This window comes from Microbacterium sp. MMO-10 (assembly GCF_037148715.1).
Lineage (GTDB): Bacteria > Actinomycetota > Actinomycetes > Actinomycetales > Microbacteriaceae > Microbacterium.
In genome coordinates this window covers 527,120-552,849 of the sequence record NZ_JBBCSV010000001.1, presented here as the reverse complement: position 1 = coordinate 552,849, position 25,730 = coordinate 527,120, and the positions used below count along the sequence as shown (strand labels likewise).

Annotated in this window: 22 protein-coding genes and 1 pseudogene; 18 read left to right on the top strand and 5 right to left on the bottom strand. The window is 71.1% G+C overall.

What is annotated here, in order from left to right:
- The first annotated feature begins 227 nt into the window (after positions 1 to 227).
- The 5 genes from manA (at position 228) to WFJ17_RS02590 (ending at position 5,283) form a co-directional block, all read left to right on the top strand.
- Positions 228 to 1,388 (top strand): mannose-6-phosphate isomerase, class I, encoded by a 1,161-nt coding sequence (manA, locus tag WFJ17_RS02610; RefSeq protein WP_336647608.1) that lies wholly within the window; start codon positions 228 to 230, stop codon positions 1,386 to 1,388.
- Positions 1,389 to 1,613: 225 nt separating this feature from the next.
- Complete coding sequence (locus tag WFJ17_RS02605; RefSeq protein ID WP_336647607.1) at positions 1,614 to 2,639, top strand: DMT family transporter; 1,026 nt, start codon at positions 1,614 to 1,616, stop codon at positions 2,637 to 2,639.
- A gap of 107 nt (positions 2,640 to 2,746) precedes the next feature.
- Positions 2,747 to 3,424 carry an acyl-CoA synthetase gene (locus tag WFJ17_RS02600; protein WP_251443538.1) on the top strand — a complete coding sequence of 226 codons (678 nt, stop codon included), beginning with the start codon at positions 2,747 to 2,749 and terminating at the stop codon, positions 3,422 to 3,424.
- Positions 3,421 to 3,792, top strand: coding sequence for a hypothetical protein (locus tag WFJ17_RS02595; protein ID WP_336647606.1), 372 nt, complete (start codon positions 3,421 to 3,423; stop codon positions 3,790 to 3,792). Before WFJ17_RS02600 ends, WFJ17_RS02595 begins: the two co-directional genes overlap by 4 nt.
- A gap of 48 nt (positions 3,793 to 3,840) precedes the next feature.
- Positions 3,841 to 5,283, top strand: a complete 1,443-nt coding sequence (locus WFJ17_RS02590) for an MFS transporter (protein WP_251443533.1) — start codon at positions 3,841 to 3,843, stop codon at positions 5,281 to 5,283.
- Positions 5,284 to 5,562: 279 nt separating this feature from the next.
- Here WFJ17_RS02590 and WFJ17_RS02585 read toward each other — a convergent pair whose 3' ends face one another.
- The 3 genes from WFJ17_RS02585 to WFJ17_RS02575 are packed head-to-tail and all read right to left on the bottom strand — an operon-like array spanning position 5,563 to position 7,917.
- The gene (locus WFJ17_RS02585; RefSeq protein WP_336647605.1) at positions 5,563 to 5,967 is read right to left on the bottom strand and encodes a DivIVA domain-containing protein; all 405 of its coding nucleotides are present in this window, start codon (positions 5,965 to 5,967) and stop codon (positions 5,563 to 5,565) included.
- Between the two features lie 10 nt (positions 5,968 to 5,977).
- Entirely contained in the window at positions 5,978 to 7,354 is a 1,377-nt protein-coding gene (gene purB, locus WFJ17_RS02580; RefSeq protein ID WP_251443531.1) for an adenylosuccinate lyase, read from the bottom strand.
- 41 nt (positions 7,355 to 7,395) lie between these two features.
- Positions 7,396 to 7,917 carry a low molecular weight protein-tyrosine-phosphatase gene (locus WFJ17_RS02575; protein WP_251443529.1) on the bottom strand — a complete coding sequence of 174 codons (522 nt, stop codon included), beginning with the start codon at positions 7,915 to 7,917 and terminating at the stop codon, positions 7,396 to 7,398.
- 150 nt (positions 7,918 to 8,067) lie between these two features.
- Between WFJ17_RS02575 and WFJ17_RS02570 the strand changes: the two genes are divergently transcribed.
- Together WFJ17_RS02570 and WFJ17_RS02565 are read left to right on the top strand one after the other, a co-directional pair.
- Positions 8,068 to 8,313: a hypothetical protein gene (locus WFJ17_RS02570; protein WP_336647604.1), complete on the top strand. Its 246-nt coding sequence runs from the start codon at positions 8,068 to 8,070 to the stop codon at positions 8,311 to 8,313.
- 4 nt (positions 8,314 to 8,317) lie between these two features.
- Positions 8,318 to 9,796, top strand: a complete 1,479-nt coding sequence (locus WFJ17_RS02565) for a hypothetical protein (RefSeq protein ID WP_251443525.1) — start codon at positions 8,318 to 8,320, stop codon at positions 9,794 to 9,796.
- A gap of 26 nt (positions 9,797 to 9,822) precedes the next feature.
- On the opposite strand, the gene WFJ17_RS02560 is transcribed toward WFJ17_RS02565, so the two are convergent.
- A complete protein-coding gene (locus tag WFJ17_RS02560) occupies positions 9,823 to 10,227 on the bottom strand; it encodes a phage holin family protein (RefSeq protein WP_251443522.1) in 405 nt (134 codons plus the stop codon).
- A gap of 106 nt (positions 10,228 to 10,333) precedes the next feature.
- Between WFJ17_RS02560 and WFJ17_RS02555 the strand changes: the two genes are divergently transcribed.
- The 4 genes from WFJ17_RS02555 (at position 10,334) to WFJ17_RS02540 (ending at position 15,357) form a co-directional block, all read left to right on the top strand.
- A complete protein-coding gene (locus WFJ17_RS02555; RefSeq protein ID WP_336647603.1) occupies positions 10,334 to 11,404 on the top strand; it encodes a histidinol-phosphate transaminase in 1,071 nt (356 codons plus the stop codon).
- Between the two features lie 326 nt (positions 11,405 to 11,730).
- The gene (locus WFJ17_RS02550) at positions 11,731 to 12,870 is read left to right on the top strand and encodes a thiamine pyrophosphate-dependent dehydrogenase E1 component subunit alpha (RefSeq protein ID WP_336647602.1); all 1,140 of its coding nucleotides are present in this window, start codon (positions 11,731 to 11,733) and stop codon (positions 12,868 to 12,870) included.
- On the top strand, positions 12,867 to 13,874 hold the full coding sequence (locus WFJ17_RS02545; RefSeq protein WP_251443513.1) for an alpha-ketoacid dehydrogenase subunit beta: 1,008 nt from the start codon (positions 12,867 to 12,869) through the stop codon (positions 13,872 to 13,874). Before WFJ17_RS02550 ends, WFJ17_RS02545 begins: the two co-directional genes overlap by 4 nt.
- 139 nt (positions 13,875 to 14,013) lie before the next feature.
- Entirely contained in the window at positions 14,014 to 15,357 is a 1,344-nt protein-coding gene (locus WFJ17_RS02540; protein ID WP_251443512.1) for a dihydrolipoamide acetyltransferase family protein, read from the top strand.
- Positions 15,358 to 15,412: 55 nt separating this feature from the next.
- On the opposite strand, the gene WFJ17_RS02535 is transcribed toward WFJ17_RS02540, so the two are convergent.
- Positions 15,413 to 16,696: an ROK family protein gene (locus tag WFJ17_RS02535; protein WP_336647601.1), complete on the bottom strand. Its 1,284-nt coding sequence runs from the start codon at positions 16,694 to 16,696 to the stop codon at positions 15,413 to 15,415.
- A 130-nt stretch (positions 16,697 to 16,826) separates the two neighbouring features.
- Between WFJ17_RS02535 and WFJ17_RS02530 the strand changes: the two genes are divergently transcribed.
- The 7 genes and pseudogenes from WFJ17_RS02530 (at position 16,827) to WFJ17_RS02505 (ending at position 25,726) form a co-directional block, all read left to right on the top strand.
- A complete protein-coding gene (locus WFJ17_RS02530; protein ID WP_336647600.1) occupies positions 16,827 to 18,131 on the top strand; it encodes an ABC transporter substrate-binding protein in 1,305 nt (434 codons plus the stop codon).
- Positions 18,128 to 19,039, top strand: a complete 912-nt coding sequence (locus tag WFJ17_RS02525; protein ID WP_292882670.1) for a carbohydrate ABC transporter permease — start codon at positions 18,128 to 18,130, stop codon at positions 19,037 to 19,039. The genes WFJ17_RS02530 and WFJ17_RS02525 overlap by 4 nt, the downstream gene beginning before the upstream one ends.
- A complete protein-coding gene (locus WFJ17_RS02520; RefSeq protein WP_251443499.1) occupies positions 19,039 to 19,935 on the top strand; it encodes a carbohydrate ABC transporter permease in 897 nt (298 codons plus the stop codon). The genes WFJ17_RS02525 and WFJ17_RS02520 overlap by 1 nt, the downstream gene beginning before the upstream one ends.
- 50 nt (positions 19,936 to 19,985) lie before the next feature.
- Positions 19,986 to 21,668, top strand: a complete 1,683-nt coding sequence (locus WFJ17_RS02515) for a glycoside hydrolase family 13 protein (RefSeq protein ID WP_336647599.1) — start codon at positions 19,986 to 19,988, stop codon at positions 21,666 to 21,668.
- Positions 21,669 to 21,840: 172 nt separating this feature from the next.
- Positions 21,841 to 23,865: pseudogene (locus WFJ17_RS02510) on the top strand (polysaccharide lyase 8 family protein); the annotation flags it as partial.
- Positions 23,834 to 24,256, top strand: coding sequence for a polysaccharide lyase beta-sandwich domain-containing protein (locus WFJ17_RS18670; RefSeq protein WP_442927958.1), 423 nt, complete (start codon positions 23,834 to 23,836; stop codon positions 24,254 to 24,256). The pseudogene WFJ17_RS02510 and the gene WFJ17_RS18670, both read left to right, overlap by 32 nt.
- Positions 24,257 to 24,301: 45 nt before the next feature.
- Complete coding sequence (locus WFJ17_RS02505) at positions 24,302 to 25,726, top strand: sulfatase family protein (RefSeq protein ID WP_285814216.1); 1,425 nt, start codon at positions 24,302 to 24,304, stop codon at positions 25,724 to 25,726.
- Positions 25,727 to 25,730 lie beyond the last annotated feature (4 nt).

Here is a 25,730-nt window from a genome sequence, read left to right as displayed (position 1 = left end):
CGTCGCTCCGGACCGTTTCGGGGAGCGTCCGGGCCACGGGAAGCGCTCGTGCTCGGCGACGCGGTCGCGCAATTCAGGTTGGAGCCCGCTCGGAGGCCGGATAGGGCCGGATCCGGGCCGGTGGCGGGAAACGAGCCTGAATTGTGCGATCGGCGTCCGGCCGACAGGATCCGGGGCGGGGTGCAATACGCTGGCGTGCGTCCCCGCCATCCACCGATCGGAGCAGCATGTCCGAGCCCCTGTTCGTCGAGATCGCCAACACGCCGCGCGACTACGCCTGGGGAAGGGTCGACGGCGTGGCCGGAGTGCTGGGCGCCGCGGGCACGGGCGGCCCCGAGGCGGAGCTGTGGCTCGGCGCGCACCCCGGATCCCCGGCCCGCACGGTCGGCGACGCGCCGTGGGCGACCCTCCTGGACTGGGAGCGGCAGGCCGGCGCCCGGCTGCCGTTCCTGCTGAAGATCCTCGTCTCGGCGGGCCCGCTGTCCCTGCAGGCGCATCCCACGCCGGCCCAGGCGGCCGCCGGCTTCGCGGATGAGAACGACCGGGGCATCCCGCTCGAGGCGTCGCACCGCAACTACAAGGACCCGTATGCCAAGCCGGAGCTGATCGTCGCGCTCGAGGACGGCTTCGAGGCGCTGTGCGGCTTCCGTTCGGTCGCGGAGATCCTCGTCGATGTCGACGAGCTCGCCGCCCGCGCGGGATCCGATGCGCTCGCGCCGTGGCGCGCCGCACTGGCCGGTCCCGACGGGCTGCGCGCCGGGTTCTCCTGGCTGCTGGGCGGCGGCGCCGATGTGGATCTCGCGGTCGCCGCGCTGGTCGCCGCGGCCGTGGGCGAGGAGCGTTTCGAGCTGATCACCCGTCTCGCGGCGGCCTACCCCGGGGATCCGGGCATCGCGGTCGCGCTCATGCTGCGCCATGTCACGCTGGCATCGGGGGAGTCGTTGTGGCTGCCGGCGGGCAACATCCACGCCTACCTGCGCGGCGCGGGCGTCGAGCTCATGGGGCCGAGCGACAACGTGCTGCGTGGCGGACTCACCCCGAAGCACGTCGACACCGCCGAACTGGAGAAGGTGCTGACGTTCACCGCCTCGGAGGACGACCACCTCCTGCCCGTCGAGATCGCGGAGGGCGTGCGCAGCTACCGCCCGCGGATCCATGCGTCGGGAGCGGACGTGCCGTTCGAGCTGCTCGCCGTCACCGGTGCCGCGGACGTCGCCCTCGCCGGCCCGTCGATCGCGATCGCCACGGACGGCTCCTTCGCCCTCGCCGCGGAGGGCGCGGAGGGCGCGGAGGTCGCCGTCGCGCGCGGCGCCGCGGTGTTCGTCACCCGCCCGGCGCAGGTGCGGATCACCGGATCCGGCCGCCTCTGGATCGCGACCGCCGTCTGAGTCGCTCCGCGCGCGGCGCCCGCCCCGCGCCCCGCGCGCCCCGCGCCGCGCCCCCGGCGTCCCGCGCCCGCGCCCGCGCCCGCGCCCGCGAGACCGAACCTCCGTCCCGAGACCGACGAAACGAACCGCGGTCTCGGGACTCGGGTTCGGTTTCGCGGGTGCCTCGTCGTGCGCTGGCGCCGTCGGCGCCATGACCTGAGGCGGAGCGCCCGGTAGCGTATTACCGTGAACAGCTCCGTCGCCCGTCGTGTGCTCGGGCTGTCCGTCCAGGAGTGGGCGCTCGTCGGGATCACGATGATCTGGGGCGGCACGTTCCTCGTCGTGCACACCGCGATGCAGCACTCCGGGCCGTGGTTCTTCGTCGGGTTCCGCTTCCTCGCGGCCGGGCTCTTCGCCGCCGCGATCTTCTGGCGGTCGCTGCGGGGCATGTCCTGGCGCGAGCTCGGCGCAGGCGCCGCGATCGGCGCGGCCATCTACGGCGGCTACGGTCTGCAGACGGCGGGCCTCCAGACCATCGACTCCTCGACCAGCGCGTTCATGACGGCGTTCTACGTGCCGCTCGTGCCGCTGCTGCAGTGGCTCGTGCTGCGCAAGCCGCCCCGCGCGCTCACGCTGGTCGGCGCAGGGCTCGCGTTCGTGGGCCTGCTGCTGGTCGCCGGGATCGGATCCCGGGGGATCCAGCTCGGCACGGGCGAGATCCTCACGCTCATCAGCACGCTGCCGATCGCCGGCGAGATCATCCTGATCAGCCTCTTCGGCGGGCGGTTCGACGTCGGACGGCTCACCGTGGTGCAGCTGCTCACCGCCTCGGTGCTGGGGTTCGCGACGATGCCGCTGGCCGGAGAGCCGATCCCCGCCTTCGACCCCGTCTGGCTGATCGCAGGGCTCGCCATGGGGCTGGCGAGCGGGCTCATCCAGCTCACCATGAACTGGGCGCAGCGCTCCGTGTCGGCGACCCGCGCCACCATCATCTACACGGGCGAGCCGGTGTGGGCCGGCGTCGTCGGACGGATCGCGGGGGAGAGGATCCCCCCGCTCGCGATCCTCGGGGCCGGGCTCATCATCGCCGGCACCCTGCTCAGCGAGCTGCAGCCCCGGCGCGCCGACGGCGGCGCGGCCGAGGACCCCGGGGCGGAGGATCCGGCGCCGGACGAGCCGGGCGCCGACCGGGCGACGGACGACCGCGCGGAGGGTCCAACTCAGGATCCGGAACCGGAGGGACGGGAGGCGGCGCCCCGAGCGGGCGCCTAGGATCCCGCGCGTAGACTGGACGGGTCCGCCCGACACGCCGTGGCGGCGCCGAGCCCGCGATGCCGTTGCGGCGTGCTCGCCCCAAGCACAGGACCCGAGGATCCGTCATGTCAGCCACTCGCACGCTCACGCTGCGTCAGGTGCAGCTCGCGCGCGCCGCCCTCGCCGCGGTCGCGGCCCTCATGATCACGTTCTCGGCGGACCACTCGGCGACCGTGGGACTGGCGGTGTTCAGCGGATTCGCTCTGGTCACCGCGCTCATCCACATCCTCAGCGCCTGGCTGATGGCGCCTTCGGGCTGGCGCTGGCCGTTCATCCTGCTCGCCGCGGTGTCGATCCTCACCGGCATGGCCGGCGGTGTGCCCGCCTGGCGCTCCACCCCGATGTTCTTCGTGATGGTGATCGCCTGGGGCGCACTGACCGGGCTCATCGAGCTCATCGCGGGCATCCGCGCCCGCCGCCTCGCGCGCACCGGCGACGCTCCGGCCGTGGTCGCCGACGGCGCCCGCGACGCGATCCTCGTCGGATCCCTGGGGCTGGCTCTCGCCGTCGGACTGCTGTGCGTGCCGACGACCTACGCGCTGCGTTACTCGATCGCCGAGGCGGGGTCGTTCACCCTGACCGGCATCACCCTCGCCGTGGGGATCTTCGGCGCCTATGCCGCGGTCGTCGCGGTGTTCCTGGGTATCGCGGGTCTCAGCCCGCGCTCCCGCACCTCCATCGACGCGGGTGCAGAAACCGCCGCCGCCGGGACGGCGCCGGCCGAGAACGAAGGATCCGCATGACCGAGAACACCAGGCGCAGGGATCTGTTCCGGCCGGTGCAGCTGATCGGGCTGTCGCTGCTGTGCGGCGTCTTCGCCGGGATGGTCACGCTGATCGCGACGGGCGCGTTCACCGACAAGGTGATGCGCATGGTCGACAAGGGCACCTACGCGGGCATCCCGCCGTGGAACCTCGCCTTCATCGTCACCGGCGGCATCTTCATCGCCGCACTGCTGATCCTGTCGATCCTGATCCTCGCGGTCGACCCCGCGGACTTCACCAAGCCGCACGACCGCCCCGTGCTCTACGACAAGACCGACGACGGGGATGCACCCGCAGACGGTGCCGCAGACGTCGGCAGCGCCTCGGGCGACGCGCCGCAGATCTGAGCCGCGGGGAATAGCGCGGGCCGGTCGAGCCTTGACCCGAAGGTGAGCATGACCGTCGACCGCGCCTCTGTGGGATTCCGTTCCGAGCGCGGCCCCGTGCTGCTCTCGCTGATGCTGGCCACGGGCCTGATCGCGATGGACGCCACCATCCTCGCGACGGCTGTTCCCAGCGTCGTGCACGATCTGGGCAGCTACCAGCAGTTCCCGTGGCTGTTCTCGGTCTACCTGCTCGCGCAGGCGGTGAGCGTGCCGATCTACTCGAAGCTCGCCGACACCGTCGGCCGCAAGCCGATCATCCTCATCGGGATCGCGCTGTTCCTGCTCGGATCCATCCTCTGCGGCTTCGCCTGGAGCATGCCCTCGCTCATCCTGTTCCGCCTCGTGCAGGGGCTCGGAGCCGGGGCCGTGGGCCCCATGGCGATGACGATCGTCGGCGACATCTACACCGTGTCCGAGCGGGCGATCGTGCAGGGCTACATCGCCAGCGTGTGGGCGATCAGCTCGGTCGTCGGCCCCGCCCTCGGCGGCGTGTTCGCGCAGCTCGACATGTGGCGGCTGATCTTCTTCATCAACGTCCCGCTGTGCCTCATCGCGGGATGGATGCTGCTGCGGCACTTCCACGAGCAGGCCGAGCGCCGGCGGCATCGGATCGACTACGTCGGGGCGGCGCTGCTCACCCTCGGGCTGACCGGCATCATCCTCGGCGTGCTCGAGGGCGGCAACGCCTGGGCATGGCTGTCGCCGCAGAGCCTCATCTGCTTCGTCGGAGGGGCGGCCGCGATCGTCGTGTTCGCGCTCGTTGAGCGCCGCGCGGCCGAGCCGATCATCGACTTCCGCCTGATCTCGAGCCGGCTGATCCTCACCACGACCCTCGCGTCGTTCGCGATCGGCGCGCTGCTGACCGGCGTGACGAGCTTCGCTCCGGCGTACCTCGAGGGGTCGATCGGCGTCGTCCCGCTGCTGTCCGGACTGGCGGTCGCCGCCATGACCCTGGGCTGGCCGCTCTCGGCGGCCAACGCGGGCCGGCTGTACCTGCGCCGCGGATTCCGCTTCACGGCTCTCATCGGATCCGCGATCGCGACGATCGGCGCACTCGGGCTCGCGCTGATCGGCCCCTACCCCAACGCGTTCTCGCTCGCCGCGGTCGCGTTCGTGATCGGATTCGGCCTCGGCTGGACGGCGGCGCCCACGCTCATCGTGGCGCAGGCGTCGGTGGGCTGGGGAGAGCGCGGCGCGGTCACCGGCATGAACACGTTCGCCCGGTCGGCCGGAGCAGCCGTCGGCGTCGCCGTCTACGGCGCGATCTCCAACGCGGTGATGGCCGCCGGCGGGGGATCGGCGGATCCGGCTACGGTCGTGCATGCGTCGACGTGGGTGTTCGTCGCGGCCGCGGTGACGGCCGCGCTCATGCTGATCGCCATCTTCGCGATGCCGAAGGACCGCGCCGGCGAGTACTCCGGCGCGCCCGCGGCGGTGCCTGCCGAGGCCTGAGCCCCGGGCGGTCCCGGCCCGGTCCGTGCGCCCGGGTCGTCCGGTCTGTGCGACCGGTCGTCCTGTCCGTGCGCCCGGTCGTGCGGTCCGGGCTTGCCGTTTCGGCCCGGTGCTGGCTCGCGGCCACAGCCCGGGTCAGCCCGATTTCGGCCCGTTTCGCTCGGTTGCGGTAGGCCTTACGTCGACCCTCCCCGCACAATTCAGGTCAGAAAGATGAGAACCCGCCGTTCCAGGCGCGGAACGGCGGGTTCTCCGAGGCCGGGCATGAATTGCGCGGCCTCAACCACCGAACAGTTTGAACGCAGCCATGGCGATCCCGACGGCGACCGCGACACCGGCCAGCACCTTGAAGAGGAGAATCCCTCTCTGGGCTCGGGCCGCGTCTTCCGGCGAAGGAGCGTACGGCACGGCGGAATCCGGTTCGGGCCGCAGCTCCCGCATTCGGGCCACGACGCTGTCCAGCAGGTCGTCCACCGCATCGGCGTCGTAGGCCTTGCCGAACCGCACGTGGCGGAACTGCTTGGCGATGATCGAATGGGTGGACAGCGGCGTCGAGCGGCCCTGTTCGAGGTCGCGCAGGGCGGTCACGCACTGATCGAGGAGGGCGTCGACCTCGTCGATCGCGAATCCATCGCGGAACCGCGATCGCGGAAGGGTGGTCGAGGCGAGTTCGGCGCTGTCCACGGACGCGCGGCTACTTCGCCAGGGTCTCGGCGAGCCCGACGTAGGTCGCCGGGGTCAGCGCGAGCAGGCGCTGCTTGGCGGCGTCGCCGATCTCCAGCCCCTGCACGAACTCGGCGAGCTCGGCCGCGCCCACGCGGTGACCGCGGGTCAGCTCCTTGAGCAGCGCGTAGGGATCCTGGATCGTGGAGCGGCCGGCGACGACCTCCGCGCGGATCACCGTCTGGATCGCCTCGCCGAGCACCTCCCAGTTGGTGTCGAGGTCGGCGAGCAGCACGTCCCGCGAGAGCGAGATCTCGTTCAGGCCCCGGCGCAGGTTGTCCAGCGCGAGCAGCGAGTGCCCGAAGGCGACGCCGATGTTGCGCTGCGTCGTCGAGTCGGTGAGGTCGCGCTGCAGGCGGCTCGTGACGAGGGTCTGCGAGAGCGAGTTGAGCAGGGCGCCGGACAGCTCGAGGTTCGCCTCGGCGTTCTCGAAGCGGATCGGGTTGATCTTGTGCGGCATGGTCGAGGATCCGGTCGCGCCGGCGACGGGGATCTGCGCGAAGTAGCCCAGCGAGATGTACGTCCAGATGTCGGTCGCGAGGTTGTGCAGGATCCCGCCCGCGTGACGCACGTGGTCGTACAGCTCGACCTGCCAGTCGTGCGACTCGATCTGGGTCGTGAGGATGTTGAAGTCGATCCCCAGGCCCTCGATGTACTCGCGCGCCAGCTCCGGCCAGTCCACGGAGGGCTCGGCGGCGAGGTGCGCCGACCAGGTGCCCGTCGCGCCGGAGAACTTCGCCAGGTACTCGGATCCCTGGATCCGGGAGACGACGCGCTCCAGGCGCCAGGCGAAGACGGCGAGCTCCTTGCCCATGGTGGAGGGCGTCGCGGGCTGGCCGTGCGTGCGGGACAGCATCGCGGCGTCGGCGTGCTCGACCGCGAGTTCGCGGAGCTTGGCGATCACGTCCTGCAGGGCGGGCAGCCACACCCGCTCGACCGCGCGCTTGACGGTCAGCGCATACGACGCGGAGTTGATGTCCTCGCTCGTGCAGGCGAAGTGCGTCAGCTCGGCGATCGCGTCCAGGCCCAGGGCGGACAGGCGGTCGCGGACGAGGTACTCCACGGCCTTCACGTCGTGGCGGGTCACCGCCTCCTTCTCGGCGAGCCAGTCGATCTCGGCCTGACCGAAGTCGCGGTAGAGGCCGCGCAGGCGCTCCTTGTCGGCGTCGGCGAGAGGGGCGGTGCCGAACAGCGAGCGGTCGGTGAGGGCGATCAGCCACTCCACCTCGACCTCGACGCGGGCGCGGTTCAGGCCCGCCTCGGACAGGTAGTCGGCGAGGCCGGCGACAGCGGCGCGGTAGCGGCCGTCGAGCGGGCTGAGGGGCTGGACGGGGAGCGAGGCGGTCACGGGGGTCCTCCGGGAAGAGTCGTGGATCCGGGCCGCCGGTGTCACGGACGCGGCGGTCGGATGGCGGGTTCGAGCTGGCGGAACAGGCCGTGGCTCGCGCTCTCGATCATACCGAGCACCTCGTCGAACACCGGGGCGTCCGCGTAGTAGGGGTCGGGCACGTCCAGCGCGCCCTGGTGCTCGAACGAGGCGCCGTGGTGCTCGAAGGAGAGCAGCAGGGTCACCTTGCCCTCCTCGGACTCATCGCGCGCCCACTGCCGCAGGATCCGCTCGTGCGTGCGGTCCAGGGCGACGACCAGGTCGTTCTCGGCGAAGTCGTCGTAGGTGAACTGCCGGGCGCGGTGTGCCGAACCGTCGTAGCCGCGGCGGGCGAGGGCATCGATCGTGCGGCGATCCGCCTGCTCGCCGACGTGCCAGTCGCCGGTGCCCGCGCTCGTCGAGACGATGCGGTCGCCGAGACCCTGTGCTGCGGCGATGTCGCGGAAGACGACCTCCGCCATGGGGGACCGGCAGATGTTGCCCGTGCACACGAAGATCACGCGGAACGGGTCCGACTCGGTCATGGCTCCATTGTGCCGCACCGCGCCGGCCGCCCGAGTGCGGGGAGGGGCTCGCACGGTGGTCGTCCTGCACAGCGCGGAAGGCCCCGGAGGAGTGCACGGAGTGCGGCCGCCGCGCCCCGGGACGCTGCGCCGGAGCGCAGTGTGGATGCCATGCCGACCGTCGCCCCCGCCACCGCCGAAGGATCCTGGATGCTCGCCGAGGCGCTGCTGCGCTGCCTGAGCGCCCGCGATCGGCTCAACCGCGTGCTCGCCGATCTGTGTGCGCTCGTCGTCGACTGCGCCTGGAAGGCTCGTGCGATCGAGCTGATGCTCGACCGGTGCACCGAGCAACAGCACGAGCTCACGGGGGTGGTCGATCTCCTGGGGTCGATCGAGTCCGCGCTGCGGGCGGGGTGACGGCGTGGGCGGAGAGGTGGAGATCACCCACGGCGGGATCGTCGCGGTCGACCCCGACGGGCTGCGGGCGATGGCCGGCCGGGTGCGAGCTGATGCCGCGGCGGTGCAGGTCGCGCGGGAGGAACTGCTCGAGATCCCCGTGCTCGTCGAGGCGTCCGGGCTCGCCGCCCGGCTGCCGCTCGGGGGCCTCGGAGCGGTGTGGGCGGCCACGGGGCGTCTCGACGCGATCGACTCCGCGCTCGACGAGGTCGCGAGTGCGACGGCGACCATGGCGGACGTCTTCGAGATCGCCGAGCTGCGCGCGTGGCGTCAGATGCCGGGTCCGGCGGATCCGGAGCTCGTGAAGGGATCCCTGCACCGCATCGACGAGCTCCTCGCACGCAATCCGGGACTGGTGCAGATGCAGCGCGAACTGCGGGAGGGATGGGCGCGCGCTGTCTTCGACGGGTTCGCCGCCGTGCCGGGAGCCCCGCTCTCCGAGATGCAGGGAACCGCGGGCGACCTGCTCGCGGCGCTGAGCCCCGCCGTGCGGGTGGCCCTCCTGACCGGGGGCGCGACCGAGGCCGGTATTTCCCAGGGCGCCCTGCTTCTGCTGATGCTGCTGGCGCCGGGCCTCGGGCAGACGCCGCGCGCACCGCTCGAGCCGACACCGGGCGTCGTGTTCGTCGACGGGCTCGCCGGACCGGGCGCACCGGGCCGGGGTGCCGTGGGGCCGCGTCCCGGGGACCTGCTCCTCACGTCCCGCCCGGGGCGGCTCGCCGGCGGATCGACGGCCGCCGGTGCTCTGCCGGTTCCTGCGGCCCCGGCTTCCCTGAGCGACGCGATCAGCCGGATCCCCTTCGGCGAGGGGCCGCAGGTGCGCGTCGAGAGGTACGTCCTGGCGGACGGCTCGGCCCGCGTGGTGGCCTACGTCGACGGCACGCGGCCGGGGCGGCCGGATACGGAGCCCTGGGACATGCGGTCGAACGTGCAGGCGTATCTCCGGCGCGAGGAGTCCGACTCGTACAAAGCCACGGTCGCCGCCCTCCGGGCCTCGGGCGTGGACGAGAAGACGCCCGTCGACCTCGTCGGCTACTCGCAGGGCGGCATGAACGTCGACCTGATCGCACAGTCCGGCGCGTTCACCGTGCAGGGTGTCTACACGATCGGCTCGCCGGTCGAACCCGCGCTGCCCGGCGACGTGATGCACGTCGCCGTACGGCACACCGACGATCCGGTGGCCGGTCTCGCGGGAGGCGGGAGGCCGGACGGATCCGGGTCAGCGCAGAGCGTGGTGATCACGCGCGCGGCTGTGCCGGGTCACGGCATCGACGCGGGCATGCCCGCGCATCGGTTCGGGGAGTACCGCGAGACCGTGCAGAGGGCCGAGCAGTCCGGGGACCCGCGCATGACGGCGATCCGTGACCGATTCGCGGCCTATGACGGCGCGAGCCTGATCGACTCCACGGACTTCACCGCGACACGGGTGACGGAGTCGGGATGACGAGCGGGAGAGCGCCTCGTGGATCCTCAGCGATCCCGGTCGCGCTGGCGCTGCGGGCGCAGGATCGCGTTGAAGATCGCGTTGATGACGGCGATGAGGAAGGCCGCCACGATCGTCCAGCCGAAACCGCCGACCGCCAGCCCCCATCCCCAGAAGCCCGTGATCCAGGAGGTGAGCCAGAGCAGGAACCCGTTGATGACGAGCGAGATCAGCCCGAGGGTGAGGATGTACAGCGGTATCGCGACCACCTTCACCACGGTGCCGACGATCGTGTTCACGATCGCGAAGACCGCACCGATCGCGAGCAGGGTGACCACCAGGGGGATCTGGCCGCCCGGCGGGTAGGGGGTGACCGTGACCTCGAGGATGGTGATCAGGCTCACGACCCAGATGGCGAAGGCGTTCACGACGACGCGGATGAGAAACCTCATGGGCCGATTCTCGCACTTGAAACCGGGATCCGGCGGGGAGTCTCGACCGGAACGCGCGCGATGACGGGCCGGGCACGAGGGCGGAGCACGGATCTAGACTCGACCCGTGAGCGAAGAGATCCTGCCCCGCATCCGTGCCGAGATCGCGGCCCTCCCGCCGTACCGTCAGGGCAAGCAGGCCGGCGCCGATGCGTTCAAGCTGTCCAGCAACGAGAACCCGTTCGAGCCGCTGCCGTCGGTCGTCACCGCCCTCACCGCCGGCGCGCCGATCAACCGCTACCCCGATGCCACGGCCGCGGCGCTGCGTGCGCGGATCGGCGAACGCTACGGCGTCGCCCCCGACGCGGTGCACGTCGCCTCGGGCAGCGTCGCGATCCTCTACCAGCTGGTGCAGGCGGCGGCCACGGTCGGCGACGAGGTCGTCTACGCCTGGCGCTCCTTCGAGGCGTATCCGGGGCTGCCGCTGGTGGCGGGGGCGACCGGCGTGCAGGTGCCGCTGACCGCCGACGCCCGCCACGACCTCGACGCGATGGCGGCGGCGATCACCGACCGCACCCGCGTGGTGATCGTGTGCACGCCGAACAACCCGACCGGCCCGATCGTGACCAGCGCCGAGTTCGCGGCCTTCGTCGAGAAGGTGCCGCGGGACGTGCTGATCGTGCTCGACGAGGCCTACGCCGAGTTCGTCACCGCCCCCGACGCCGTCGACGGCCTGGCCGAGCGCATCTTCGAGGCGCATCCCAACGTCGTCGTGCTGCGCACCTTCTCCAAGGCGTACGGGCTCGCCGGCCTCCGCGTCGGCTACGCGATCGGCAACCCGCGGGTGCTCGACGCCGCCCGCACCACGGCGATCCCGCTCTCGGTCACGGCCGCCGCGGAAGACGCCGCGATCGCGAGCCTGGACGCCGAGGAGGAACTGCGCGCCAGGGTGGCCGTCATCGTCGAGCGCCGGGCGGAGCTGCGCGACGGCCTGCGCGCCCAGGGATGGGACGTGCCCGATGCGCAGGGCAACTTCGTCTGGCTGCCCACGGGCGAGGCGACCGCCGACGTGGCCGCGGCGTTCGAGGAGGCGGGTCTCATCGTCCGCGCCTTCCCGGGAGACGGCATCCGGATCTCGGTCGGCGAGGCGGAGTCGCTTCCCCGCGTGCTCGTCGTCGCCGCCGCGCAGCGCCCCTGACGCCCCGGGCGACGCCCGCCGTCCGCGCTTCGCCCGCCGTCCGCACGTCCGTCCGCCGTCCGCGCGTCCGTCGTGCGCGCGCCCGCACGTCCGTCCGCACGTCCGCCCGCACGTCCGTCCGTCCGCCGTCGCACGGGGCGCTCGACGGGGCCGCGAGAGATGCAAGGCATCCCACGCAAAAAAGCTAGGGGGACCTGGCATAAATGCATGGGACACCTGGATATCCGCGAGCCCGCATGCGTCCGTGGGGATCGTCACAGGACCCCCGGCATCGTTTGTGCGCACCCTCCACTGCGAAGCGCGAAACGTCGGTTAGCGTAGACAAGGTGACTGACGCCGATATCCCCGTCGTCCGCGTCCTCGACGCCGACGGAAGCTACGCCCCGAACGCCGCGGCGGAGGAGTATCTGCCTCTGATCGAGGCGCTCCCCGATGGCGAGATCGAGCAGTTCTACCGGGACATGGTCGCGATCCGCGCGATCGACACCCAGGCGACCAACCTGCAGCGCCAGGGCCAGCTCGCTCTCTGGCCGCCGAGCCGGGGGCAGGAGGCGGCCCAGGTCGGATCCGCCCGCGCCGCCCGTCCGCAGGACACGATCTTCCCGTCCTATCGCGAGCACGTCGTGACCCGTATTCGCGGTGTGGATCCGGTCGACATCATCAAGCTCATGCGCGGCACCTCGAACGGCGGCTGGGATCCGACCGATCCCCGCAACGGCAACACGCGCATCTACACCCTCGTGCTCGGCTCGCAGGCCCTGCACGCCACGGGACTGGCCATGGGGCTCGTCTTCGACGGCAAGTGCGGCACGGGTGACCCGGATCGCGACGAGGCCGTCATGGTCTACTACGGCGACGGCGCCTCCAGCCAGGGCGACGTGCACGAGGCGATGGTGTTCGCCGCGAGCTACCGCACCCCCGAGGTCTTCTTCCTGCAGAACAACCACTGGGCGATCTCGGTGCCGGTGAGCACACAGTCCCGCGTTCCGCTCGTGCAGCGCGGTATCGGCTACGGCATCCCCTCGGTGCGGGTGGACGGCAACGACGTGCTCGCGAGCTACGCGGTGACCCGCCGGGCGCTCGACGAGGCACGGGGCGGCGACGGCCCGCGCGCGATCGAGGCCGTCACCTACCGCATGGGCGCGCACACCACGAGCGACGACCCCACGAAGTACCGCGGCAGCGACGAGGAGCAGGAGTGGGCGCGGCGCGATCCGATCGCCCGCCTCCGCGCCCACCTCGAGCACCGTGGCGCGGCCGGATCCGTCTTCGCCGACGCGGAGGCCGAGGCGGCCGAGGCGGCGGAGGACCTGCGGGTGCGCACCCTCGAGCTCACCTCGCCGGGGCCCGAAGTGATCTTCGACCACGTCTACACCGATCCGCACCCGCTCATGGCCGAGCAGAAGGCCTGGCAGGCGCAGTACGAAGCCTCGTTCGCGGCAGAAGGGCAGGGGGGCCACCGATGAGCACCATCGAGACGACCGCGGGCACGAGCATCGAGACGATGCCGTTCAGCAAGGCGCTGAACGCGGGGCTGCGCAAGGCGATGGAGGACGATCCGCGCGTCATCCTCATGGGCGAGGACATCGGCGCGCTCGGCGGCGTGTTCCGCGTCACCGAGCACCTGCAGCGGGACTTCGGCCCGCAGCGGGTGCTGGACACCCCGCTCGCCGAGTCGGGCATCGTCGGCACCGCGATCGGCCTGGCGATGGGCGGCTTCCGCCCGGTCATCGAGATCCAGTTCGACGGCTTCGTCTTCCCCGCCTTCGACCAGATCACCACGCAGCTCGCGAAGATCACGGCGCGGCATCAGGGCGCGGTGTCGATGCCGGTCGTGATCCGCATCCCCTACGGCGGGCACATCGGCGCGGTCGAGCATCACCAGGAGAGCCCCGAGACCTACTTCGCGCACACCCCGGGCCTCCGCGTGGTGTCGCCGTCGACGCCCAACGACGCGTACTGGATGATCCAGGAGGCGATCGCCTCGAACGACCCGGTCGTGTTCCTCGAGCCCAAGAGCCGCTACTGGCCCAAGGGCGAGGTCGACCTCGCCGCGCCCGCGCTGCCGCTGCACGCCTCGCGGATCGTGCGCCGCGGATCCGACGTCACCCTCGTCGGTCACGGCGCCATGGTGTCGACGCTGCTGCAGGCGGCGGCGCTCGCCGAGGCGGAGGGCACCAGCTGCGAGGTCGTCGACCTGCGCTCGCTCTCGCCCGTCGACTACGGGCCGATCCTCGACTCCGTGCGATCCACGGGCCGCATGGTCTACGCGCAGGAGGCGCCGGGATTCGTGAGCCTCGGGAGCGAGATCGCCGCGACCGTCATGGAGCGCGCGTTCTACGCGCTGGAGGCGCCGGTGCTGCGGGTGTCGGGCTACGACACCCCGTTCCCGCCCGCGAAGCTCGAGGGCGTCTACCTGCCGGATCCGGACCGGATCCTCGAGGCCGTCGATCGATCCCTCGCGTACTGATGTCTTGTCCGGTCGTTGAGCGAGGACGCCGCAGGCGACCGAGACGAAACGCGGCGATCCTGCAGGAAACCGCGTTTCGTCTCGCTCGGCCTGCGGCCGTGCTCGCTCAACGACCCCTGGGGATGAAAGGATCCCGACCATGAGCACCCAGACCTTCACCCTGCCGGACGTCGGCGAGGGGCTGACCGAGGCCGAGATCGTCACGTGGCGGGTCGCGCCGGGCGACGTCGTCGCGGTCAACGACGTGATCTGCGAGATCGAGACGGCCAAGTCGCTCGTCGAGCTGCCGTCGCCGCACGCCGGCACCGTCGGCGAGCTGCTGGTGCCCGAGGGGAAGACCGTCGACGTCGGCACCGCGATCATCACGTTCGTGTCCGAGGGTGCTGCCCCGGCCGCGTCGTCCGCCGCCCCCGCCGCCCCCGCCGCGGAGGAGGGATCCGGATCCGTGCTCGTCGGCTACGGCTCCGGTGCGGAGGCCACCTCGCGCCGGCGGCGTCCGGCGGAGCGCCCCGTGCGCTCCACGGTCGGCGTGATCGCGAAGCCGCCGATCCGAAAGCTCGCGCGCGACCTCGGCGTCGACCTGACGCAGGTCTCCCCGTCGGGCGCCGACGGAGAGGTCACCCGCGACGACGTCATGAAGCACGCCGAGCAGGCGAGCGTGTTCCGCAACATCCAGACGCCCGAGTGGGGCGACGTGCGGGAGGAGACCGTGCCCGCGCCGCAGCCCGCACCCGTCGGTGTCGCCCGCGGGATCTCGCCCGCCCGGGCCGGCGCCGACGAGAGCCGCACCGAGTCGATCCCGGTCAAGGGCGTGCGCAAGGCGACGAGCTCGGCGATGGTGCAGAGCGCCTATTCGGCACCGCACGTGACGGTGTGGAAGGAGGTCGACGCGACCCGCACCATGGAGCTCGTGAAGCGCCTGAAGGCCTCGCCCGACTTCGCCGACATCAAGGTGTCGCCGCTGCTGATCGTCGCCCGCGCGGTGATCTGGGCCGTGCGCCGCACCCCGATGGTCAACGCCGCATGGATCGACACCGCCGACGGCGCCGAGATCGCGGTGCGCCACTACGTGAACCTCGGCATCGCCGCGGCCACCCCGCGGGGCCTGCTCGTGCCGAACATCAAGGACGCGCAGGAGATGGGCATGAAGGATCTCGCCCGCGCCCTGAACCGGCTCACCACGACGGCCCGCGAGGGCAAGTCGACGCCCGCCGACCAGCAGGGCGGCACCATCACGATCACCAACATCGGCGTGTTCGGGATGGACGCGGGCACCCCGATCATCAATCCCGGCGAGGCCGGCATCGTCGCCATGGGCACGATCAGCCAGAAGCCGTGGGTCGTCGACGGCGAGGTGCGCCCGCGCTGGGTGACGACGGTGGCCGGCTCCTTCGACCACCGCGTCGTGGACGGCGACGGCATGAGCCGCTTCATCGCCGACGTCGCCGCCGTGCTCGAGGAGCCCGCCCTGCTCGTGGACTGAGCGGGATCCTGGTCCGTTCGGGGCTCGCTCAACGGCCCCGGACGGACCCTCCGCCTCAGCCGTGCAGCCGCTGGGCCACGAGCTGCGGGAGTCCGACGGTGCGCGCGGCGGCCAGGGCTGTGGACACCGCGCCCTCCAGCACGATGTCGGCCCCGAGGCGGGAGCGCAGGATCGTCGGCGCGGGAAGGTCGAGCAGCGGGCGCAGCACGTCGCGGGCCGCGTCCAGGACGGGCTGGATGCTCTCGGCGATCGCGCCGCAGACGATCACGCGGTCGGGGTCGTAGGTGCTGCCGAGCACGGCCACCACCCGGGCGAGGAACGCACCGGCGCCGCGGACCACCTGCGCCGCATCGGGGTCGCCGGAAGCGGCGAGGGCGAGGATCCGGTCCGCGCGCAGGCCGCCGGCGTCGAGGTCTGCGAGCGCCCCGCGCGGTGACGCCGCCCCCGAGGCGAGCAGTTCGCCCGCGATCCGCGTGATCGCGGGCTCCAGCCCCTCCGCCGAGTCCACGCCGCGCACGTGGTCGAAGAGCACCATCTCGCCGACGCCGCCGTGCGCGCCGTGCAGGATGTGCCCGTCCACGACGGCGCCCGCGCCGAAACGCTCGCCGGCGATGAGCGCGATGTAGTCGCGGCAGCCGATGGCCTCGCCCAGATCGCCCTCGGCGGCGGCGGCGAGCACGGCGTCGTTCTTGATCTCGACGACCGGCGCCCACCCCGCCAGCAGCTCGGCGAGGCCGGGGTTGGTGCGCTCCCAGAAGCCGTCGGGGTGCGGCGGCGACGACCCGTTGCGCGCGACGGGGGCCGCGACGCCGGCGCACAGCGCCAGGACGCGGTCGCGGGGGACTCCGCTCGCGGTCAGGGCGGTGTCGAGACGGGTGAGGATCGCCGTGCGCCGCTGACCCACGGTGTGCTGCGGATCCAGGTCGGCGCGGACGTGCGCGAGCGGCGTGCGCGCCAGGTCGGTCACCGTCACGCCGAGGTGGGTGTCCCCGGCGTCCAGGGCGATCACGGCGCCGAGACCGGACGGCAGCTCGAAGCGCCGCGCCGGGCGGCCCGCGGAGTACTCGCCGGCGTCGCGCGCGTTCGCGAGCTCGCGGATCACCCCGGCCGCCACCAGGGTGTCGATCGCGTCGATGGTCGTCGAGCGGGTGAGCGAGGCGCCCGCCATCGCCTCGGTCGCGGTGAACGGGCCGCGCCCCCACGCGAAGTCCAGCACCTGGCCGAGGCTCGGTCGCGCGGCGCCCGCGGCCGTGGCCTGCGATGCGCCGGTCCCGGGAACCCTGACGGGCCCCGCGCCGCGATCGGCGGGGGTCGTGTCGGGCGCGGTCGTTCTCGGCATTCGTGCTTGACCTCTCGGGTGGACCTCTGTCAGAGTATCCCTTGCCCGAGTTAATTCGGGAACAAAATCTAATCTCCGGAACAAGATCCGGGCCGAGGACGGCCGGATCCCGGAAGGGACGAGGACAAGGGTGTCTGCAAGAAGCACGCGGATCGCGAGGGCGCTCGCCGCCGTCGCCGCGCTCGCCGTCGTCGGGGGAGCCCTCGCGGGCTGCGCCCCCGCCGACGGGCGCGAGACGATCCGCTTCACGTTCAGCAAACGCGAGGCGATCGACTTCATGACCAAGAAGGTCGCGGAGTACAACGCCTCGCAGGACAAGGTCCGCGTGGTCATCGACACCTCGGGCGTCGACGTCGTCTCGGCGAGCTTCGTGCGCGGCAACCCGCCCGACCTGATGCTCGCCAACTACAACATGGAGGTCGCGCGCTTCGTCTCGCGCTGCGCGCTCAGCGACCTGAGCGGCACGAAGGCCGCGGGCGAGATCGCCGACACGTACCAGCCGCTGCTCGACCAGTACGGCACCTGCGCCGGCCGCACGAGCGCCCTGCCGTACTCGGTCATGGCCGCATCGGTCATCTACAACAAGCAGATCTTCGCCGAGCACCACATCGCGGTGCCGACCACGTGGGACGAGCTCATCGCGGCCTGCGACGCGCTCAAGGCCGCCGGGGTCACCCCGTTCTATGCGACGCTCAAGGACGACTGGACCGTCGGACAGGGCTGGTACGACTACGCGGCCGGCGGATCCCTCGACGTGCTCGACTTCTTCCAGCAGCTGAACGCCGAAGGGGCGGAGGTCGGACCCGGCTCCGACACCTCGTTCCAGAAGGACTTCGCAGAGCCCATGGCCAAGATGCAGCAGCTGCTCGGCTCCTACGTCAACAAGGACGCAGCGAGCCGCGGCTACGGCGACGGGAACCTCGCCTTCTCGAAGGGGCAGGCCGCGATGTATCTGCAGGGCCCGTGGGCGTTCAGTGAGATCGCGAAGACCGCACCCGACCTGCCGCTCGGGACGTTCCCGCTGCCGATGACCGACAGCACGAAGGATCTGAAGGTGCGCGTCAATCTCGACCTCGCCGCGATGATCCCCGAGGGATCCCGGCACAAGGTCGCCGCGCGCGACTTCCTCGAGTACCTGTATCAGCCGCAGAACATCGAGGCGTACAACGCCTCGCAGCTCGGGTTCACGCCCACCGCCTCTGCGGCCGCGCCGGACGACCCCCGCATCGCCGGGATGATCCCGTACGTGGACAAGGGGCAGGTCTATCAGGGGCCGTCGGTGCTGGTGCCGAAGACGATCCCGGTCTTCAACTACGCGCAGGCGATGGGGCTGGGCGCGAAGCCCGCGACGACCCTCGCCACGATGGACGCCGACTGGGCCCGGCTCGCGTTCCGCGCGCCGGCGGCCCGTGACACGAAGGGAGCGGCGAAGTGACCACCACGACCACGATCGTCACCCAGGGCGATCGCACGGCCCGCCGGAGCACCCGCCGCGTCGAGCCGATCTACTACCTGTTCCTGCTGCCGAGCCTGATCCTGTTCACGCTCGCGATCACGGTCCCCGCGATCATCGGCATCTTCTTCAGCTTCACCGACTCCATCGGCATCGGCGACTGGAGCTTCAACGGGGTGACCAACTACGTCGCCGCGTTCAGCGATCCCGCCATCCTGCAGAGCTACCTGTTCACGTTCGGGTTCTCCCTCGCGACGGTGATCGTGGTGAACGTGATCGCGTTCCTGCTCGCGGTCGGGCTCACCTCGCGGATCCGGTTCAAGGCCGGGCTGCGCACGATCTTCGTGATCCCCATGGTGATCTCGGGCATCATCATCGCCTACGTCTTCAACTTCCTCTTCTCCAACTCGATCCCCGGGCTCGGGAACGCGACCGGGATCGAGTGGCTGCAGACGAGCATCCTCGCGAACCCCGACTTCGCGTGGGTCGCGATCGTGATCGTGACGGCGTGGCAGGCGATCCCCGGCACTCTGCTCATCTACATCGCGGGGCTGCTGTCGGTGCCCGGCGAGGTGTACGAGGCCGCCGCGATCGACGGGGCCTCCCAGACGCAGCAGCTCACCCGCATCACGGTGCCGCTGGTGTTCGGCTACGTCGTGATCAACGTGATCCTCGGGTTCAAGGGCTTCCTCAACGCCTACGACATCATCGTCGGCCTCACCAACGGTGGTCCGGGCACGGCGACGCGCAGCGTCGCGATGACGATCATCGCGGGCTTCAACGGCGGCGACTACGCCTATCAGATGGCCAACGCGACCATCTTCTTCGTCGTCGCCATCCTCATCTCCCTCCTCCAGCTGTCGCTGACGCGCGGAAGGAACGCACTCTGATGTCGACCCAGACCCTCCTCACGACCGAGGCGCTCACCACCGTCAACGCCCGGGGCCGCCGGCCGCGCGTCCGCATGGAGCGCGTGAACTGGTCGGGCACGATCATCCTGATCCTGTGCGCGATCACCGTGCTGCTGCCGCTGTACGTCACGATCTCGATGGCCTTCAAGACCACGAACCAGGCCGTGGACGGCAACGCCTTCTCGCTGCCGGCGCCCTTCTCGATCGACGGCTTCGTGCAGGCGTGGAACCTGACGACCTTCCCCGTCGGCGCCGGGATCTCCCTGTTCGTGACGGCCGGCACCGTGGTGCTCACGATCGTGCTCGCGGCGTTCGCGTCGTACGCGATCGTGCGCAACTGGGATCGGAAGCTGTTCCGGTACTCGTTCTTCTACCTGCTCGCGGCGATGTTCATCCCGTTCCCCGTGGTCGCGCTGCCGCAGATCCAGCTCACCGGTCTCGTACACCTTGACAACCCGTTCGGCGTCGTCATCCTCGCCACGATGTTCCAGCTGAGCTTCAGCGTGCTGCTGTTCACCGCGTTCCTGCGCTCGATCCCGCTCGAGCTCGAGGAGTCCGCGCGCATCGACGGAGCGAGCACCTGGCAGACGTTCTGGCGGATCATCTTCCCGCTGCTCGGGCCGATGAGCGCCACGGTCGGCATCTTCGCGTTCCTCTACGCCTGGAACGACTTCATGATGCCGTCGCTGATCATCTCGGATCCGGCCTTGCAGACCCTGCCGGTGAGGCAGAACCTGTTCCAGACGCAGTTCAGCAACAACTACAACGTGTCCTTCGCCTCGTACCTGATGGCCATGGCCCCCGCGATCGTTGCCTACCTGTTCACGCAGCGCTGGGTGATGGAGGGCGTGACCCAGGGCGCCGTCAAGGGCTGACGCGTCCCGCCCCGAGACCACCCGAACCGCCCACCCCAGAAGGGAACCCCATGACCGATGCAGTCCTCGCCGCCGACCCGCGCGTGATCGGATCCGACGATGCCGCCGCCTGGTGGCGTCAGGCCGCCGTCTACCAGATCTATCCGCGCAGCTTCTCGGATGCGGACGGCGACGGTCTCGGCGACATCCGCGGCGTCGTCGAGAAGGCCGACTACCTCGCCGGCCTCGGCATCGATGCGGTCTGGCTGAGCCCGTTCTATCCCTCGGAGCTCGCCGACGGCGGCTACGACGTCGCCGACTACCGCGACGTGGATCCGCGCCTGGGAACCCTCGCCGACTTCGACGACCTGATCGCGGCCCTGCACGCCCGCGGCATCAAGGTCATCGTCGACATCGTGCCGAACCACTCCTCCGACCGGCATGCGCTCTTCCAGGCCGCGCTCGCCGCGGGGAAGGGGTCGCCGGAGCGCGACCGGTACATCTTCCGCGACGGCCTCGGCGAGAACGGGGAGCTGCCGCCCGCCGACTGGCAGTCGTGCTTCGGGGGTCCGGCCTGGGAACCGGTCGGCGACGGCCAGTGGTACTTCCACTACTTCGCCACGGAGCAGCCCGACTTCAACTGGGACAACCCCGACGTGCACGAGGAGTTCCTGACCACGCTGCGGTTCTGGTCGGACCGCGGAGTCGACGGGTTCCGCATCGACGTCGCGCACGGGCTCAGCAAGGATCTGCCGGCCGTGCTGCCGAGCCAGGCCGAGCTCGACGCACGGGACACCACCGACGGGCAGCACCCGCTGTGGGACCGCGACGCCGTGCACGAGATCTACCGCGAGTGGCGGCAGGTGTTCGACGAGTACGACCCGCCGCGCATCGCGGTCGCCGAGGCCTGGGTCGCCACGGCCGAGCGCCGGGCGAAGTACGCCACCACCGACGGGCTGGGCCAGGCGTTCAACTTCGACCTGCTCGAGGCCGACTTCGACGCCGCGCAGTTCCGCGAGATCGTCGCCGACAACCTCGCGCAGAGCGCGGCGACCGGATCCAGCTCGACCTGGGTGCTGTCGAACCACGACGTGGTGCGTCACGCGACCCGGTACGGCCTCGCGCCCCGCCGGGGAAACCCCGCCAAGCAGGGCTCGGCCTGGATCATCGCCGGCGCCCCGGCCGACCAGCTCGACCTTGCGGGCGGCAGCCGGCGGGCGCTCGCCGCGTCGCTGTTTCTGCTCGGGCTGCCCGGCAGCGCCTACCTCTACCAGGGCGAGGAGCTCGGCCTGCACGAGGTCGGCGACATCGCCCCCGAGGACCGGCAGGACCCGGCGTTCTTCCGCGGAGCGGATCCCGATCGCGACGGCCTCGGTCGCGACGGCTGCCGCGTGCCGCTGCCCTGGGCCGGCGACGGCGCGTCGTTCGGGTTCGGCGCCGCGGGTGCGCACATCCCGCAGCCGGCGTGGTTCGCCGACTACGCGGTCGCGGTGGAGGACGCGGATCCGGAGTCGTCGCTGAACACCTACCGTCGCGCGCTCGCGCTGCGGCATGAGCTGCAGACCGGCGAGGACCTGGAGTGGATCGAGACGGGGCGCGACGACGTGCTCCGGTTCGCCCGCTCCAACGGCTGGCAGGTCGTGACCAACTTCGGCACCGAGCCGTTCGCGCTCGCCGCGGGCGAGGAGCCGGTGCTCGGCACGCTCGTCGACGGTGCGGTGGCCGGCGAGAGCACGGTCTGGCTGCGCGGCTGAGCCGGCCCGATGCGGTCGGGCGGACGCGCGCTCCTGCGGGAGCCGCGTCCGTCCGATCTCAGGTGTGCCCGGCGCACGTCCTGCGAGCGCCGGATGCTCCCTCGGATTCCACGTTTATTCCTCTTGCAATCGCCTTCTAGCCTCGTCCGCAGAGACGACCGAAGGGGTTCGCATGCCTGCTCTCAACCGCCGCACCGTGCTGCAGCTCGGCGGCCTGGCCGCCGCTGCTGCGCTGTTCGCCGACCTGTCCCGTCCGCCGCACGCCGCCGCAGCGACACGGCCCCTCGCGGTCGGTGTGCCCGAGATCGAGGCGCTGCGCCTTCGCTGGGTGGAGACCCTGACCGGACGGGCGATCGTGGCTGCCTCGCCCGGCGTCTTCGCCGATGCGATCGCACGTCAGGACAAAGCCGCCGATGCGCTGCTCGACAAGGTGAGCCCCACGGCGACGCGCTACTTCTCCGACCAGGACTGGGCGATCGGGGCGAGTGACATCGCCCGATCCAATTCCATGCGGATGAACTACGTCGGCATCCAGACCTTGGCGGTGTCCTGGGCGACCCCGGGATCCAAACACGAGGGGTCGACAGCGGTGCTCGACGTGATCGTCCGCGGTCTGGCGCACATGAATGAGCGGATCTTCAACACGGGGACGGCGTGGTGGGGGAACTGGTGGTCGTGGAACATCGGAGCACCGCAGCCGCTCGCCAGCACGATGGCGATCGTTCATGATCACCTGTCCACGGACGAGGTGGACGCCTATTGCGCCGCGATCGACCACTTCCTCCCGAACCGTGATCCGCGGATGCAACTGCACCCCAGCGGGGTTCAGCTCTCGGACGCGGCCAATCGGGTGGACATCTGCCAGAGCATCATCGTGCGTTCGATCGTGCAGCCCGACGCCGACCTGCTGAAGGCCGCGGTGGCCGCGCTGCGCGACAGCTGGCAGTACGTCACGGAGGGCAACGGGTTCTTCCGCGACGGTTCGTTCGTGCAGCACTCCACGATCGGCTACACGGGCACGTACGGGCTGGTGCTGCTCGGCGGGCTCGCGAAGCTGTTCGCCCTCGTCGCCGGTTCCTCGTTCGACATCACGGATCCGACCCGCGTCAACATCACCAGCGCGGTCGACGATTCGTTCGCACCCGTGATGTTCCGTGGCCAGATGATGGACGCGGTGCGCGGGCGGGCCGTCTCCCGCTTCGCGGAGCGGAGCATCGACGACGGCGACGGCCTCATCGAGTACGCCCTGCGTCTCGCGCAGTCCGCCGACGCCGAAACCGCTGCTCGCTGGCGGGGTCTGTGCCGGCAGTGGATCGAAAGCAACTCCGCGGCGGAGATCAGGGCATCGACGAACATCGTCCGGCTGTCGCTGGTCACGGAGCTCCTGGCGTCCGATACGCCCTCGGTGCCGGATCCCCGCGGGCCGAAGCTGTTCCCCGCCATGGATCGTCTGGTGCACCGCTCGGCGGACGGAGAGTGGGCGCTGTGCGTGGCCATGTGCTCGAACCGCATCGCCTGGAATGAGGGCACGCCCGACGAGAACTTCCTCGGAGCCAAGACGAGCCAGGGGATGACCTATCTGTACCTCGCCGGCCAGGAGAACGCGTTCGACGACGAGTTCTGGGCCACGTCCGATCTCGACGCGCCTCCCGGTACCACGGTCGATCTGACCCCGCTGCCGAAGAACCCCGAGGGGGAGTGGGGAGCGCGTACTCCGCAGAACGAATGGACCGGTGGCGCGACCTTCGAGGACATGGCGCTTGCGGCGATGCATCTGGTCGCGCCGGGAGGCACCGGTCTCCAGGCTCGCAAGGCGTGGTTCGCCCTGCCCGACGCCGTGGTCGCCCTCGGGACCGGCATCTCGACGCGCAGCACGAGCGAGGTGCGCACGGTCGTCGAGCACCGCAACCTGGGCACGGCCGGAAGGCGTCTCATCGTGGATGGCCACGACATCTCCGACGAGAGCACGCTTCCGGGTGCTCATTGGGCGCACCTCGAGGATGTCGGCGGTTATGTCTTCCTCGACGGATCCGCACCGCTCACCGCGAGCATCGGCGGCAGGCAGGGTTCGTGGCAGCGCAACAACACGAACAAGGCGGCAGGCACGGGCGTCCTGCAGCAGCGTACGTACGCCACGCTGACCCTCTCGCACGGCGTCGGGGCGAATGCCTCCGGCGGCTATGCATATCTCCTGCGTCCCGGTGCCGACGCCGCCACGACCGCCGCGCTCGCGCAGAACCCCCCCGGTGCAGGTCCTGCGAAACGACGAGACGGCCCAGGCGATCCAGCCCGCACCGCACGTCATCGCCGCCGCGTTCTGGAAGGCCGGAAGCGTGGGGGAGGTGAGCGTGGACCGAGCCGCCTGCGTGATCCTGCGCAAGACGCCGGGCATGACGCGGATCTCGGTGAGCGAGCCCACTCAGAAGGAGGCGACGATCGTGATCGATCTGGCGAACACGACGGTGAGTAGAGCCAACGGCCCGGACGCCGGCCGCGTCTCCGTCGTGCGACGCGCGGACGGGGCCCGCGTCACGGTCGACGTGTCGGCCGCAGCCGGTCGGACGGTGGAGTTCGTCCTGCAGCGCTGACGAGATCCTCACAGGAGGCACCGATCACTTCGGCGGGCACCGCGCCTGCCGGCGAAGACCCGCCCACAGGGAGGCATCATTTCACAACGCCCCAACATCCTCATCGTCATGGCCGACCAGTTCCGCGCCGCCGCGCTCGGCAGCACGGGATCCGATCCGGTACGGACGCCGCATCTCGACCGGCTCGCGGCCGAGGGGATCGTGGTGCGTCACGCGGTGAGCTCGTACCCGGTGTGCAGTCCGCACCGCGCCATGTTCCTCACCGGCATGAGGCCGCAGGTGAACGGCGTCACGCTGAACGTCAACTCCGAGACCGCGCAGGACGGCGTGGGGCTGCGGGACGGTCTGCCGACCTGGGCGAGCGTGCTGCGCGCGCAGGGCTGGCGTACCGGCTACATCGGCAAATGGCATCTGGAGCCCCCGGTCGCCGCAGACGAGCGCTACGGCGAGGGGCGCCGGGACGACGGCAAGGTGTGGGACGCCTGGTCGTCGCCGACCCGCCGCTTCGGGTTCGACTACTGGTACTCCTACGGCGCCGCCGACCGACACCTCGCACCGCACTACTGGACGACCGACGCCGGGCGGGACGAGCGCATCGATGTCGACCAGTGGTCGGCCGCGCACGAGACCGACGTCGCGATCGCGTTCCTCCGGGAGGGCGGTGACGGCCCGTTCGCGCTCATGGTGTCGCTGAACCCGCCCCATCAGCCGTTCGACCAGGTGCCCGACCGCTATCGCGCCGCGTATGCGGAGCTTGACGAGCGCACCCTGCTGAACCGTCCCAACGTCGCCCACGGCACCCCGATCGCCGCCGAGGCCGCGGCCATCGCCCGCGACTACTTCGCGGCGATCACCGGGGTCGATGAGCAGGTCGGTCGCCTCGCCGCCGCGGTCGCCGCCCTCGATGACCCCCGCCCGACCGTCATCCTGTTCACGTCCGATCACGGGATGCAGCTCGGCAGCCACGGGCTGCTCTACAAGAACGTCGCCTACGAGGAGTCGATGCGCGTGCCGCTCATCGTGCACTCGCCCGCGCTCGTCCCGCCCGGGTCGTGCGACGCCGTGATCGACTCGCTCGACGTCGCGCCGACGATCCTCGGCCTCGCCGGCATCGCGGCGACGGATCCGCGGATGGTCGGCCGCGACCGCGCCCCGGTGCTGCGAGGGCAGGCCGAGGCCGACGCTGACGACGCGACGGTGTACGCCCGCCACGCATCCCGCTCGGACCCGAGCAGCGCACGCGGCCTGCGCACGACGACGGGCAAGCTCGTCGCGGTGTGGCATCCGGATCAGGGCCTGGACGTGCAGTTCTTCGACCTCGTCGCCGACCCGTTCGAACTCGACAGCGCTCCGCAGGCTCCGGCGGCGCACCGGCTCGCGACCGCGCTCGCCGCAGCCCTGGCCGAGGCCGACGACGCCTGGGAAGGCGCTGCGGCACTCGCGGACGCCTACCCGGCCGTCACCGGTTGAGAAC